We start from the raw sequence: 14,630 nt of genomic DNA on the forward strand, positions 1-14,630 counted from the left end.
CGCAGCCAGGGGCTATGCACATTGGACCCTTTGGGCCACACCCGCTTTATTTCGATAAGTATTCGTTATTCAGTTGTTGTAAATTTGCCTTTTATACCAAAAAGATCGAATCTTTTAATGGCAGGCAGGCGCCCGCCCATTCGGCCCGGGCAGCTTCCGGGGGCAAGAAACATTCAATTTTTACCCGATTACTCAGCTATTTTAACCTGTACTGCTATCGTCTTTGTTTTTTTATGAATTTTATGATTCAATAAAAAACCGGGTTATATGCAAGTCCGAATTGTTTCTTTTTGTTTGATGGCCGCTTGCCTTATGGCGTTTTCTTTTAAGATAGTTAACCGCTGGCAGTCTTCCTTTGTAGTACAAAACAGCAACGGCACGCTTACTTATAGGGCAGATGACAAAGGGAATACACTTCCGGATTTTAGTAAAGTAGGGTACCGCACAGGCAATGTGCCCATTCCGGATATACCGGTTGTACAAACCATCAGCCCCGGTCCGGATGCAGAGGGCGCCATTCAAAAAGCCATCGATGCGCTTGCTCAAAAAGCACCGGGCAGTGATGGTTTCCGCGGGGCCATCCTGCTGAAAAAGGGCACCTATAATATACAAAAAAATATCCGGATCAATGCCAGCGGAATTGTGCTGAGGGGCCAGGGAAGCAAAACCCTGCTGGTTGCGGAAGGCACGGAAAAGCGCGCGCTCATTGATGTATCCGGGGTCGGCGACCCTAAGGAAGTTAAAGGCACCCGCACCCCCATTGCTGCCAGTTATATACCCGTGGGCAGCACTGCCATCCGGGTGATCTCCGCCGCTGCTTTTAAACCGGGCGACCCCGTAATGCTTCACTGGGCGGCCAAACAGCAGTGGATTGATGATTTAAAAATGAACCAGATTGAGGAACGGTCCGGCACCAGGCAATGGCGGACCGGGGAGTATGACTTTAAATTTCAAAGGATCATCACCCGTATCGAAGGCAACACCCTCTTTATCGACAACCCGGTAGTGATGGCGATGGAGAACAAGTATAATACTGCAGAAGTTTATAAATACAGTTTCCCGGGCAGGATCTCCAATGTTGGAATAGAAAATCTTTCCTGCGCATCGGCATATACCTCAGATACAGCAGAGGACCATTCATGGGATGCCGTGGCGCTCAATCGTATTGAGAACGGATGGGTGCGCAATATCAGCGCCCGATATTTTGCCTACTCCTGTGTAAACCTGGGCGCTTTGTCGCGGAATATTTCCGTGCTCAACAGCTCCTGTTCCGATCATAAATCGATCATCACCGGGGGGCGGCGTTATTCCTTTAATAACACGGGTCAAATGAACCTGTTTGTGAATTGTACGGCCCGGGACGGCCGTCATGACTATGTTACCGGAGCCCGGGTTTGCGGCCCCAATGTTTTTTACAACTGCACCGCCTCCCGTACCCATGCAGACATTGGCCCGCACCACCGGTGGGCCATGGGTACTTTATACGACAATATTATCACCGATGGGGAAATAAATATCCAGGACCGGGGCAACTGGGGCAGTGGCCATGGCTGGTCAGGGGTCAACCAGGTGCTATGGAATTGCAGCGCCAAAAGCGCTACTGTGCAAAGCCCCTGGGTAGCCGGAAAAAACTATTGTATAGGACTGCAGGGGCAAAAAAAACAAGGCCGGTTACGGGGCCGGCCCGATGGTGAATGGGAGGGCCAAAACAAACCGGGGCTCGAACCGGCCTCCCTGTATATGGCACAGCTTAAAGCCCGCGGGCTCCGGCGCTAACGCAACAATGCTGTGGCGCACCAAAGCAGGGGCGCCTGCCCATGCAGATCGCCGGTATTCCTTTTGCGATCCAGGTAATACTGGTGATCATTTTTCTTATTGGTTCCTTCGCAAACATCCGTAATATCTCCATCGGCATTGATGTACCGAATCAGGGCCAGCCAGGCTTTCCGCGCTGCAGGTCCGTATATTTTTGAGGGCAGCCATCCTTCTTTTACACCAGTAATGAAGGCAAACGCAAACATGCCCGTACAGGAGGTTTCCTTCCAGGAGGCCGGATCATTGATCAGCTGCCGCCACATACCGTCCTCCGCCTGATATTTGAGCAAGGTAGCCATCATTTTCTTATACCCTTCCATGATACGGGGCCTGTTGGGATTGTTCTTTGGAAGCGACCGTAACAATTCGCTCATACCGGCAGCCATCCAGCCATCGCCCCTTCCCCAGAAATAGGGTACATCCGGTGCATGATAAAAAAGGCCGTTAGGCTGTTGCAGTGAATCCAGGTAAAAGACCATTTCGTTGGCGGCCTTATCAATATATTTACGATCGCCGGTGGCGCGATAGGCCTGCGATTGAACAGCAGTGATCATAAACATATCATCGATCCACAGTCGTGTTTGCCAGCTCAGGCCCTTGTTATAAAAACGGTGCGATTCCGCTGTGACCCTTTTTCCCTCCGGAGGGCCCCATTGTTTATCGGCAAAATGTTTGCCCAATACCAGATAGCGCTCATCTTTTGTTTGCATATACAATTCAAACGGCACCGATCCAAATACGGTATAATCCACATGATCCGGTACGGGCACCAGGGTATCGCGACTTCCCAGCAGCGGTTCAAAACGCTTCGCCAACTGTTTTGTTAGCTCCTTATTACCGGTCACTTTTGCAAAAGTGAGCGCACCATACCAGGTGCAGCTTTCCGGGTAAGTGATCACCCTGGGCGGGTTTGGCCGGTTAAAATTGGTATGGGGGGTGGCAATAAACCGGTTGGCAATGATATTGCCGATCTCCACAGGACTGCTGCCCCCGGGCCAGTCTTTAAGATCATTGCCTGCATTTTTTAAAGACTGGGCATGTACCACACCGGCAAAAGGCGCGGCAGTCATTAACAGTAAAAAAGCGCTCCGCTTCATTTGAATATCTTTTTAATGATTATTGATTGTTTCGCCCGGCCAGTCATCGGTACGGAACGGCGATGCCGGCAACCCTGCTTTATTAACCAATACCGCATGAGGAAAATTGCTCCAGCCAAACCGTACGGCAACCGGCGCTGCAACTGCATCGCTCATCACCACCACCGATTTTCCTTCAATCTCAGCGGTGGCCGGAACAAACTGCCGGTTGGCGCCTGCAATAGTAAACCCGGTTAATACCCCCTTTTTTGCTATTAGCCCGCCATCCGCAAAGGAAAATGCGATCCGCATTTTATTTCCCTCCCGTTGGACCGACTGGTAAAGCGGACCAGAGTAAACGATCTTCTTTTTACCATAGGCATTTGCCAGGGCCCACAGGGCAAGCCGGTGACCCACTACCGCTTTATTCCGCGGATGTATGTCTAATGAGTCGCCGGCATCTGTAATCACCGCCATGCCCGTACCCGGCACCGTTTTATAGGTGAGCAACTGCGCTTCCCTGATCTCCGGGTTTTGCTGGTAATGCGGTGCAATCTGAACAAAATAAAAAGGGAATGCGGCATCCCATTCTTTTCTCCAGCTGCGGATCATTGCCGGGAACAGCCGGCGATACTGATAAGCCCTGCCGGCATTGGACTCGCCCTGATACCAGATTGCTCCTTTTAAAGTAAACGGTATAAGCGGGTGAATCATGGCATTGTAGAGTACGGTTGGCGACTTGGAGTTTTTCTCCGGATCCGCCGGGCGTGCGGGTTTTTTGCCCATCGCAGCCGAATCTTTTAACCAGCGGGCTTCTACCTGCCGGTAGCGGGTAAGATCTTCGTGATATGCGTTTACCGATGTTTCATAACGGTCGAGTATCGGCCGGAGCTCCGGATCTTTCTCCAGTACTTCTTTGCGGGTCCAGGATTCTGCGGGAGTGCCACCCCAGGAGGAATGAATTAATCCTACGGGCACGCCGGTTACCTCCCGTATCTCTTTGCCAAAATAGTACGCCACGGCCGAAAAAGCAGCCACCGTTTCCGGTGTGCAGGGCGCCCAGCCGCCTTGTACATCCTGTTGCGGTGTGGCGGCTACTGCCTGCAGCACGGTAAAGAGTCGCAAGCGGGGGTCTGATGCTTCTGCTACTTCCCTTTCATAATCGACAACTCCGGTTCTCCAGGCTTTTTGTTTGGCCAACGGAAATTCCATGTTGGATTGCCCGGAGCAGAGCCATACTTCACCCAGCAGCACATCTTTTACTTCTATTGTATCAGAGCCTTTAAAACGGATGGTATAGGGCCCGCCTGCCGCCACGGTCTTTACATGTGTAAGCCAGCGTCCTCCGGGGCCCGTAGTAACCGTTACCGGTTGCCGGCTCCAGCTGCATTGAATGGTGATGCGTTCTCCTGCATCGGCCCACCCCCAGAGGGCTACTGTTGTTTTTTGTTGTAGTACCATGTGATCAGCAATGACTGCAGGCAGCTTTACAGCAGCGTTTATGCTGTTGCCGGCAAATAAAAACGACAGACAAAAAATATACTTCCATTTCATGTATTATATCATTTAACATTTCGCTCCCAGGGAGCTTATAATATGCTTTTATATAACGATGTTGTTTAAACTTTCCGGACTATGGGCAAACAGGTTGCTCCGTCTTTTATAATATCGTTTATGCACAATCCTCAGTAGCTATCTCAGCGGCTCCGCAATTATCCCCTTCAATTTAAACAATTCTTTTCCCTGCCGGCCCGGGCTTACTGCGATGGTATACACACCAGTCTTCTTTGCGGAGAAAATTGTAACAGGATGCCGGATAAACATCAATGGGGCTGAATGATCAAATTCCGAAGTTCTTAAAGTCCGGAACATGTAGGTTTTTCCAGCCACTTCAAGCCGCCCTTCCTGTTTGGCGCTTTCCTGCGGGCACGCGTATTCCAGCATCAGTTTATAATCGCCCGGTTCGGTAACCCGCACGGTAAACAAAGCCGCATCAGCAGGCGATTGCTGGCCGGTAACACAGGTAGTATGCTTCCAGTCGCCAAAGTAATGGCTAAAGGTGAGTGATTCTATTTTAGCAGCGCCGCGTGTTTTTGCAAACACCGCATCTACAGGATTGGCTGCATACTGCGCCGAAACGGTAACAGGTGCCTCCGCATTATAAGCCGGTGGTGCGCCCTGGTACTCTACCACCAGCACTTCATCGGGTGTATGCGTGTCCGGCAGGGGAGCCATATTAACCACCAGGTCTCCCGCTTCCTGCCGAAAGGAAACGGCCTTTTTATTTGTCAGCGCATATACCCTGCTAACCTTATTGGGCAGCCCGGGCACCAGCAGCCGCCCGTTGGCAGGGCGCTGCCACACATGCAGGAAGATCCTGCCGCGTTTAGATGTGGTAACACCCCAGGGCTGCGCGGGTATCAGCCCATAGGTAGTGGCATAGATACTTTCTCCATTCTTTTGCAACCAGGCTCCTGTTTCTTTCAGGTATTTTACGGAGTAATACGGGATATTACCTTTACCATCCGGGCCTACATTCAGCATCAGGTTACCTCCTTTGGACGCCACATTGGAAAGCAGCCGGATAATTTCCTGCGATGATTTAAAATTCATATCATGTTCGATATATCCCCATGAATCATTATGCGTGTAGATGGATTCCCAGGCACCTTTAATGGGCGCCGGCGGCACTTCCGAATCGCCAAAATCCTTGTAATCGCCCAAGCCCTGCCCCACCCTGCTGCTGAACAGGCTTTGCGGCTGCAATACCCGCAGCTCATCAATAAAAGCCTGCGTTTGCTCTTTAGTCATTCCACCCGGGGTATCGAACCAAACAATACCCAGCGGGCCATAATTGGTCAGCAATTCTTTCAATTGAGGAATAGCCTTCTTCCGGTAATATTGCTGATAATCTTTTTTTGATTCATCAAAATCCCAGGTATTCCTTCCGCCATCCGGCTCGTTCCAATCCTGAAACTGTGAATAATAAAAACCAAACCGGATGCCGTTTTTCCGGGTCGCCGCAGCCAAGGCCTTCATGGGATCCTTTTTATAGGGAGTAGCGTCCACTATATCAAAGTCCGTTACTTTTGAATCAAACATCGAAAAGCCTTCATGGTGCTTTGCGGTAATCACCATGTACTTGATCCCCGCGTCCTTTGCCAGCTGTGCCCACTCGCCGGCATTAAAATTTACGGGGTTAAAGGAATGGGCTACGGCGCGGTATTCGTTAACAGGTATCCGGGCCTGGTGCATGATCCACTCACCGCTGCCATAGTAATTTTTACCCTTCCAGGTGCCGGCCAGCTGCGAGTACAGTCCCCAGTGGATAAACAAACCGAACTTTGCATCTTTAAACCATTGAATATTGGGGTGCTCTCCGGCAGCAGACGACTTGTCCCACATGTTCTCCATCCCCTGTTGTGCCACAGAGCCAAGAGCTACCCACCAGCTCAATATCATTAAAACAATCTTCATTTTTTTTATTATGACTTATTAAATACAGCTGCTTCTCCTACTCATTGGTCAAAAAGTATACGATCCTGACAGCATCGCCTTTGGACGCCGGGTTGTGCTGATCTGCGATCGAAATTTTTAGCTGGTGCTTCCCTTTTTTCAGACCATCGCCCAGCAGCAGGTACCAGGGCAAATGTAATCCGCTGCTCCATTGTGTATACAAATCCAGCCGCTGCTCCGGCCCGTTATCAATAGAATACCGGATCATACCGGCATCCGGACCGGAAACCACCGCAATACCTACTGCCGTACCCCGGAACGAAAGCGTTGCAGCAGCTCCCGGAGTTACCCCTTCCAGCACCGGAACGTTTACAAAGCCCGGCCTTGTACCCGCTTTGTCGGCCGGCACCCAGGAATCGGACCATACAAATCCTTTTTCAACAGCAGCGTCTTTTACGGGAATATATCGCCCCCCGGCATAGTTGAGCGGATCTAAAGGCGGGGGTATTTTTTTTGCCGTCAGCGCCCGGGGCTCTTTGCCCTTCAGCTGCATTTGCAGCAGTGTCTTTATCGTGTTAAAATACAGCTCCTGGCCAAAAGGCGAAGGATGCAGATTCTTGAAATCGCCGGCCCAGGTAAACTCCTGATGCTGTATTCGTTCAAACACTTCTTTTGCAAGGTTTATGAACGGTAAACCATAATAGCGGGCCAATGCATCGTGAAGCTTAATTTCAGCAGGCACTTTCCCCGCTTCATAGTCTGCAAGTTTAAACTCATCGGCAAAGCCCATCAGTACAATGTTCATATTGCGATTAGCCGTCAGCGCATGACGAATGATCCCTTCTAATGCGCGCTGCTGCTGTATTGCGGGCGTTCCGTTTACATAATCGTTTACTGCGGCTTCAATAAACAGCAGGTCGATGCGCCCTTTACTCAATACATCGTGCTGCAACCGGAACGCATGCGGCAAACTTCCCAGCGATGGAATGCCGGCATTCAAAAAACGAAAACGGGTGGCGGGATACTGTCCGGCAAGATACTGCTCCACCTTATTACGCCAGCCCGTCATATTGGTAATAGACCCGCCCAGGAAGGCTACCGTTACCTCCTCTTTATGATGGATGCGAAACCATAGGTTTTCTAGTTTCCCGTATGCATGAATAAAGGAATCTGCCGGCAGCGGCCGCAATGCAGGCAGTGCATTTTCATGAACACAACGCTGCCCGGGTTCCGGAACCCGGGCAGCGAGCAACAGCCCCGCCGTCAGCGCTAAAAACAGCAATCCCGTAACCATGCTTCCTTTAATCATCACACTCATGTTTTGCATTTTAACAAACTTCCTGCTAAAATACAAATTCCATGGCACCGGCGATCCTCAGATTTGGCTAACTATTCAACGCTATATTCCCCGGCGGTTTCGTTATTGGATCACCAATGGTCGTTTATGCGCGGTGGAGAAGGTATCTACCACATACTGGCTGGTACTATCGCCCATAAGATTGATCACTGCGCGCCTTGTGCCCGGTATGCTGTTATTAAGCATCCGGATATAGATCGTATCCTTTGTTTGTTTTGCCTGCGGAAACAGGATTGAAAATTTTCCGTCTACCGGTTGCAGCACATTACCCTGCTTGTCTACCACATTAAAATCCTGTCCCAGTACCGCCGGATTGGCAATACCGGATGTTTCTACCCGGTAATAGGCTCTTGCATCATAGCCCCGGGTAAAGCCGGAATAAAACTGTATAGGTAATTTGAGCAAGGCGGCCTGTGACCGGTTTACCCGCACAGTGTCATTCGTATTGGGGTAATACACCACGTAATAGTGATGCTCCAGTTCTGCGACTCCTTTGGGGTAGTCTTTTTTTTCGCAGGAGGCTCCTGCAATCATGAGCAGGAGTAATGCGTATATATAATTTACAGGTTTCATGGCTTATTTCCAATTGGGGTTTTGTATTACATTGTTCTTGCTCAGCGCAATTTCATTCAGCGGCACCGGATATAAATAATCCCGATCGGGCCGGAAGGTCCTGGAAGAAGCGGGTTCAACCACAAGAATCTTATCTGCATTCAGGTCTAAGGTATTGGGATTGGTGCCCGCCCATTCTGCCGCAAAAAATTTACCGCCCAGGAGCTCTTTGGGAAGCACGGTTTCTGCGGTTTTCCAGCGGATGAGGTCATCATAGCGAAACCCTTCCAAAGCCAGTTCTACCGCCCGCTCCCGGCGAATTTCTTCGCGCATGCTGAGGTTATTGGCCGCCACAAAAGCATTACTGAGCTTTACCGGCATTCCGGCCCTTGTTCTTAAAAGGTTGATGGTGTTGTTTAAGTCTTCGTCGCTGATAGCCCCGGCCAGTTCGTACTTTGCCTCCGCATAAATGAGCAATACTTCTGCGTAACGAATCAGCAGGCGATCAACCGTGGCTCTTTGCGAAAGGTCATCGGCATTGGTATAGCCCTTTTTTACGCCATAAGATGTTCTGCCGCCGATGCTGATAGAGGGAATCCAGGGACGGCCGTAGGAATTTTCGCCCATGGCAAACACCGTGGCCGTAAGGCGGGGGTCCCTGTTTTGCAAAACGGTATTATAAGAGGTTTCATTGCCTTCGGGCACAAAATAAGCCGACCGGTTAGCAGCCGGTGCATCATCGGTATTAAACGCCGGAAGCCCATCCGTATACAGGTACATACGGATCATGTTGCGGGTAATGGCATTGGCGCCATTGGCCAGGGCCCTTGAGTTGCTATGGGTAAGAATGGGGTTGGCTGCGCTTTCACCATAAACTTTTACAAAAATATTTTCCTTATTAGCGGGGCCGTCTGCCACTTCTTTAAACAGGTTTTCATAGCTGGCATACAGTCCGTGCCCCTGTCCCATTACTTTGGCAGCCGCATCTACAGCAGCCTGCAGGTGGTCCTGCCAGCCTTCCTGCCCGCGAAATTTCAAGCGGGTACCTTCATACAATGCGGCTCTTGCCTTTAATGCCCAGGCAGCGCTCTTTGTTACCCTTCCATATTCAGCGGAAGGAAGCGTTGCTGCTGCCGGCAGCCATGTAGCAGCAAAATCCAGATCTTCATATATTTGTTTAATAACCCCGGCCCGCGGTGTGCGGGGCATAAATAATTCCGGAGAATTATAACCAAGGGTTTTCAGCAGCAGGGGCACATCGCCATATTTTTGCAAAAGACTCAGGTAGGCGTATGCTCTGAAAAACCGGGCTTCTCCAAAATAGCGATTGCGGATCTCGTCTGATACATTGGCCCGCTGTCCTTTTTGAAGAATATTGTTGGCGGTAAATATTTCTTTATAGCGGTCGCTCCAATCGGTGCTGGTTGCCGGCACTTCCCGGGTTCCATTGCTGATGGTATTAATATTGATGGCTACGCTCTCATCCGACCGGGTATCGTTCCAATTGGGAGCCAGCTGCTGGTAAAGGCGGTTGGCCGCGTTCATCAGGTCCGTTTGTGTGTTCCAGAAACTTTCGTCTGTAAGGATGGACTCCGGTTTACGATCGATGGAACAGCCTGCCAGCGTAAGGCCGAGGAGCAGGGCCAGCAGGTAATTTCTTGTATCTTTTTTCATAAAATTTCATCAGATGTTTAGAATAATAAGTTGGTACCGAAGGACAGGGTGCGGTAAAACGGATAGGTAACGGCGCCCACCCCGTTCTTTACTTCGGGATCAAATACGCTCAATACCTTTGTTGTCTCCCAGAGGTCCTGCCCCGAAACATAGATGCGCATATCTTTTATGAAATGCTTTTTTACCGGCACCTTGTACCCGATCTGCAGGTTTTTCAGCCGCAGGTAATTCCCGTTCTGGGCCCATTTATCTGATGGCAGGTAATTGAAGAAAGCCGTTTGATACATTCTTGGGAAGGTAGCATCGGGATTGTCGGGTGTCCACCGGTCCATGTGAATGGTCCAGGGCATATTGGAGGTAGCCACAAACGGCGCCATGGTGTTGATGTCGATCAGGAATTTCCGTTTTAACACGCCCTGGAAGAATACGGAAAAGTCGAAGCTCTTCCAGTTTAATCCCAGATTAAATCCATAGGCATACCGGGCATCTGCCGTTCCCAGGTATACCAGGTCGCCATGATTTTCGGGCGTGGCACTTCCCACATTAATTTCGTTATCGCCGTTTACATCAACATAACGTACATCTCCTGCTCCCGATTTTACGGGAAAACCTCCGGGATGCTTGATTTTGGCCCTATAGGCGTCCGCTTCTTCCTGGCTCTGAAAATAGCCATTAGTCCGGTAGCCCCAAACGGTATTGAGCGGGTAGCCTTCCAGCAGGGGCGTAATACCGCCCTGTTCCGATGCGTTCGTGTTGATCACGTTCCGGCCCTCGTATTTCAGCAGCTTATTCTGATTATCGGAGAAATTCATCCCGATGTTATAATCCACGGCGCCAATACGGCTTCTCCATTTCAGCTCCAGTTCATATCCCCAGCTTTTCAGCTCGCCTACGTTAAAAGAAGGCAGATCAATGCCAATGAGACTGGGTAGGTTAAGGGAAGCCAGCATGTTTTTATTTTTCTTCACATAATAGTCGGCCGTGAGGGAGAGCTTGTTCCTGAACAATCCCATTTCCAGCCCGATATCGGATTGCTGTACGGTTTCCCAGGTTACGGAAGGCGACTCCAATACCGACTGGTAGATGTACTGGGTACGGGTATTGTTCATTACCAGGTTACTATTGGTGCCCAGGCCGTTTGTAAGCAAGGCCATATACGGGTACAATCCCAGCGGAGAGCCATTGCCCAGCTGCCCCCAGGAACCCCTTAGTTTTAATTCGCTTACAAAATCCAGGTTGTTCTTTACAAATTCTTCCTCCCCTATACGCCAGGCTCCGGAAAAGGAGGGAAACACTTGCCACCGGTTGGCTGGTGCCAGTCTTGAACTTCCGTCATAACGATAAGACGCTTCCAGCAGGTACCTGTTTTTAAAGCTGTAGTTAAGGCGTCCAAAGGCCGAAGCCATGGCCCAGGTGTCAATGGTTTGAAATGATTTAATAGTTAATGGGTCGCCATAATTCAGGCTAAACTCATCATTATTGATCATGTTTTGCGCGGAGGCATCTACCTGGTCGTTCCGGTACTCTTCATAGGAGGCGCCCTGCATCAGCGTGAGGTGGTGGCCTTCACCAAAATTGGTATTATAGGTAAGATAACTTTGCAGGTTGTTCTGATAGCCTCTTGATTTGGCTATTGCGATGGAATTGGGTACATTCAGGCTGAACCGTACCGTTTTCCGGCTTCTGCCATACCAGAGGATACTGCGGTTATGCGCTTCCGATGTATACGTACTCTGATTGCGCCAGCCGATCACATCCAGCGTTAATCCTTTTATTACATTCTTTACCTGGAAATTGAGCCGGCCTGTAAGATTTTCCAGGTTGGTTCTTCGCATGCCGGCATTCTTCTCAATATCGATTGGATTTACCTGAAGGTCGCCGTTGTACCGCTGCCCGGTAGTATCTTCATCGGGCGTATAAAGCCCCTGGCGGGTGCGGCTCCGGTAAATACGATCGATGATATTATCGGTACCATTGGAGTTTTCCTCCACTACATTGCTCACGTATCCCAGGTTAATCTTCATGCTCAGGTAGTGGCTGAGCTCCGCATTGATATTTGTTTTCAGATTGTAGCGGTAGTTATTATCCGGACCGTAACGCAGCACACCATCACGGGTATAAAAGCTTCCCATTACGATATAGTTCAGCTTTTCGGTACCTCCTCCAACAGAAAGCGCATGGTTCTGCATGTGGTTGATCTTATCCATCCCTTCTTTTATCCAATCGGTATTTCCAAAATACTCCCACCGGTCCGTTGCAGGGTTGGGCCGGTACCAGAAGTTGGGGTTGCGCAGCCACTCCCGTTGTTCATCATTAAATTCCGCCGAACCCGTGGCATTGCGGCGCGATTCATCGATGAGGGTTTGCTCATCCCAGGATGTCAGCCGCTCGGGCATGCGGGAACTAATATTGAGCCCATAATAACTATTGAGTGTGATCCTTGTTTTTCCGGCAGCCGCTTTTTTTGTGGTAATCAGGATAACGCCAGCAGCGGCCCTGGCCCCGTAAATGGCCGATGCGGAAGCATCTTTTAAAACTGATATCGATTCTACCTCATTGGGGTCTACCAGGTTAATATCCTGTTCCAACCCGTCTACCAGCACCAATGCATCCGCATTATTGGCAGATGTGGCTCCCCGTACCCTTATACCCAGTCCTTCGGCTCCGGGCTTACCGCTCGATCGCAAAACGGTAAGGCCCGGAACCACACCCTGCAGGGCTCCGGTAACATTTGGGGTGGGACGGTTTACCAGGTCTTTGCCTCCCACCTGGGCTACAGCGCCGCTTAAATTAACTTTCTTTTGCGTGCCATATCCTACCACTACCACTTCCGTAAGTTTTGATTCGTTTTTTTCCAGCGCAATGATCGCTGGCAGGCCGGCTGCGGGCAGCTCTCTGGTAGTGTAGCCTACACTGGAAAGTATCAAAACCGACCGGGCGTCTTTTACCTTAATGGCAAAACTGCCATCATCCAGCGTAACGGTACCATTGGTAGTTCCTTTTTCCACAATGTTTACTCCAGCCAGGGGTATTCCCGTTTCATCGGTTACCGTTCCTTTTAATTCGAGGTCGGCCTGCTCAGACTCGTTACCGATGATCACAATAAGCCCCTGGTTCATTCTTTTATAAGCGAAGGAAGTATGCCGCAATAGCTGCTGCATCAACTCATCGATGGTGGCGTTACGCGCCCAAATATCAACCCGCTGACTGCTCAGCGCCACGCTGTCGCTGTACACAAAGCGATAGTCATATTCCTGTTCGATCCCTTTTAAAACAGCGGTAATAGCCGTGTTGGTCTGCTTTAAGTTGATCCGATCCTGGGAAAAAGTATTGATAGCGATCGCCTGACTGGAAGTCAGCAGGACGATAAAGACGACAAGCTTCATTATCAACAGGTATTTGATAATTAATTGCACCCGATCGCACATGACAGGGCAATCTTTAATTTTCATATTTTTGTAATGATTAAAGTGATGGAATATTGCTGTCCAGGCAATGATTACTGTCCTTTTTCCGGCGGGAAATGTTGCAAGCATTTTCCGCCTTCTTTTTTTGATGTTACGTTTCTTTTCTCATACGGAATCGTTTTGAAGGATTATTTATAAAGCAATACGTTGTTTTTGTCAATTTCATATTTTACGCCGGCAGCGAGCTTAAATGTTTCCAGTATTTCGGGAAGGCTTTCATCCTGGAAAATACCGCTGAGCCTCCGGTGCAGAAGCACGGTATCGCGCACCCGTATCGTACACCCGTAATACCGCTCCAGCGATTTGACGATGGTCTCCAGCCGTTCCTGGCTAAAAACCAGCCGGTTCCTGAGCCAGCGGGTTTCGGGCGCCGCCGCTTCTATCGTGTCATAGTTCACTTTTACCACCGCAATTTCAGGAAGGTCTTTTTCCCGGGCAGCGGCCGGCACTTCATTGCGTACAATGACTTTCTCCATGGGTTTGAGCAGGATCTTGCCGGTTCCTTTTCGCCGGAAGGCGACCTCCACCACCCCTTCCATCAATGTTGCCTGTGCATTGGTTTCGTCCTTGTAAGACCGCACATTAAAAGCAGTACCTACTGCTCTTACATCCATCAGCTGCGTATGCACAATAAATGGATGTGCCTTATCCTTTGCCACTTCAAAATAAGCTTCCCCCGATAGGTATACCGACCTGGTTTTTGCTCCAAACTCATGATCGTATGTAAGGCGGCTATCCGCATTTACCCAAACCTTGCTGCCATCCGGCAGAATGAGATTGGTACGGGATCCTTTATTGGTTGCAATCACATTTGCCGCTTCCCGCGATTGCCGCGGCGGGCTCATTAAAACATAAAACAAACCACCCGCTATGAGTATAAAAAACACAGCTGCAGCCGCCATCCACCGTCCCGGGATCCGGGCAATAAGGCTCCGGCTCTGTTTTTCCGACTGACGGATCCGTTTCCTTAAACGTTCCAAACCGGCAGCTTCTTCTCCCCGCTCCCTGTTAAACAGCGGATCTGCGCCGGAAAGCAGCTTCAGCGATTGCAGGATCTGCGCATACGACTCGTCTGCAGCCAGAGCCTCATTGAGCTCCTTTTGCTCCAGCAGCGTTATTTCGCCGCTCTCTTTTTTTCTTATTAGTTCAACAAACCGTATCCGCTCCATAAAACTGCACTTATCTATAAAGAGTAAGTGGGAGCAAAAAACCCTTAGTGTTTTTTAAAAAAAA

10 protein-coding genes are annotated in these 14,630 nt (G+C 49.8%); 2 read left to right on the forward strand and 8 right to left on the reverse strand.

What is annotated here, in order from left to right:
• Together GGU45_RS12860 and GGU45_RS12865 are read left to right on the forward strand one after the other, a co-directional pair.
• A partial coding sequence (locus tag GGU45_RS12860; RefSeq protein WP_435225311.1) for a hypothetical protein occupies positions 1-237 on the forward strand: 237 nt, incomplete at its 5' end.
• A gap of 30 nt (positions 238-267) precedes the next feature.
• Positions 268-1,776 (forward strand): hypothetical protein, encoded by a 1,509-nt coding sequence (locus GGU45_RS12865; protein WP_435225313.1) that lies wholly within the window; start codon positions 268-270, stop codon positions 1,774-1,776.
• On the opposite strand, the gene GGU45_RS12870 is transcribed toward GGU45_RS12865, so the two are convergent.
• The 8 genes from GGU45_RS12870 to GGU45_RS12905 all read right to left on the reverse strand — a co-directional run bounded on the left by GGU45_RS12870 (position 1,773) and on the right by GGU45_RS12905 (position 14,566).
• Positions 1,773-2,912 carry a glycoside hydrolase family 88/105 protein gene (locus GGU45_RS12870; RefSeq protein ID WP_435225315.1) on the reverse strand — a complete coding sequence of 380 codons (1,140 nt, stop codon included), beginning with the start codon at positions 2,910-2,912 and terminating at the stop codon, positions 1,773-1,775. The two genes, GGU45_RS12865 and GGU45_RS12870, sit on opposite strands and share 4 nt — an antisense overlap.
• A gap of 12 nt (positions 2,913-2,924) precedes the next feature.
• The gene (locus GGU45_RS12875) at positions 2,925-4,445 is read right to left on the reverse strand and encodes a sialate O-acetylesterase (protein WP_435225316.1); all 1,521 of its coding nucleotides are present in this window, start codon (positions 4,443-4,445) and stop codon (positions 2,925-2,927) included.
• A 138-nt stretch (positions 4,446-4,583) separates the two neighbouring features.
• The gene (locus tag GGU45_RS12880; RefSeq protein WP_435225318.1) at positions 4,584-6,368 is read right to left on the reverse strand and encodes an alpha-L-fucosidase; all 1,785 of its coding nucleotides are present in this window, start codon (positions 6,366-6,368) and stop codon (positions 4,584-4,586) included.
• A 37-nt stretch (positions 6,369-6,405) separates the two neighbouring features.
• Positions 6,406-7,665 (reverse strand): SGNH/GDSL hydrolase family protein, encoded by a 1,260-nt coding sequence (locus GGU45_RS12885; protein WP_435225320.1) that lies wholly within the window; start codon positions 7,663-7,665, stop codon positions 6,406-6,408.
• A 102-nt stretch (positions 7,666-7,767) separates the two neighbouring features.
• Positions 7,768-8,277 carry a hypothetical protein gene (locus GGU45_RS12890; protein WP_435225321.1) on the reverse strand — a complete coding sequence of 170 codons (510 nt, stop codon included), beginning with the start codon at positions 8,275-8,277 and terminating at the stop codon, positions 7,768-7,770.
• A gap of 3 nt (positions 8,278-8,280) precedes the next feature.
• The gene (locus GGU45_RS12895) at positions 8,281-9,930 is read right to left on the reverse strand and encodes a RagB/SusD family nutrient uptake outer membrane protein (RefSeq protein WP_435225323.1); all 1,650 of its coding nucleotides are present in this window, start codon (positions 9,928-9,930) and stop codon (positions 8,281-8,283) included.
• A 17-nt stretch (positions 9,931-9,947) separates the two neighbouring features.
• The gene (locus GGU45_RS12900; protein ID WP_435225325.1) at positions 9,948-13,316 is read right to left on the reverse strand and encodes a SusC/RagA family TonB-linked outer membrane protein; all 3,369 of its coding nucleotides are present in this window, start codon (positions 13,314-13,316) and stop codon (positions 9,948-9,950) included.
• Positions 13,317-13,525: 209 nt separating this feature from the next.
• Positions 13,526-14,566, reverse strand: a complete 1,041-nt coding sequence (locus GGU45_RS12905) for a FecR family protein (RefSeq protein WP_435225327.1) — start codon at positions 14,564-14,566, stop codon at positions 13,526-13,528.
• Positions 14,567-14,630: the final 64 nt, after the last annotated feature.

The sequence above is a fragment of the Niabella hirudinis genome (assembly GCF_051201075.1).
GTDB classification, from domain to species: Bacteria; Bacteroidota; Bacteroidia; order Chitinophagales; family Chitinophagaceae; genus Niabella; species Niabella hirudinis.

Coding starts and splice junctions, on each gene's coding strand:
- GGU45_RS12865 (WP_435225313.1), top strand. CDS start 268: ATGCAAGTCCGAATTGTTTCTTTTTGTTTGATGGCCGCTTGCCTTATG.
- GGU45_RS12870 (WP_435225315.1), bottom strand. CDS start 2,912: ATGAAGCGGAGCGCTTTTTTACTGTTAATGACTGCCGCGCCTTTTGCC.
- GGU45_RS12875 (WP_435225316.1), bottom strand. CDS start 4,445: ATGAAATGGAAGTATATTTTTTGTCTGTCGTTTTTATTTGCCGGCAAC.
- GGU45_RS12880 (WP_435225318.1), bottom strand. CDS start 6,368: ATGAAGATTGTTTTAATGATATTGAGCTGGTGGGTAGCTCTTGGCTCT.
- GGU45_RS12885 (WP_435225320.1), bottom strand. CDS start 7,665: ATGAGTGTGATGATTAAAGGAAGCATGGTTACGGGATTGCTGTTTTTA.
- GGU45_RS12890 (WP_435225321.1), bottom strand. CDS start 8,277: ATGAAACCTGTAAATTATATATACGCATTACTCCTGCTCATGATTGCA.
- GGU45_RS12895 (WP_435225323.1), bottom strand. CDS start 9,930: ATGAAAAAAGATACAAGAAATTACCTGCTGGCCCTGCTCCTCGGCCTT.
- GGU45_RS12900 (WP_435225325.1), bottom strand. CDS start 13,316: ATGAAGCTTGTCGTCTTTATCGTCCTGCTGACTTCCAGTCAGGCGATC.
- GGU45_RS12905 (WP_435225327.1), bottom strand. CDS start 14,566: ATGGAGCGGATACGGTTTGTTGAACTAATAAGAAAAAAAGAGAGCGGC.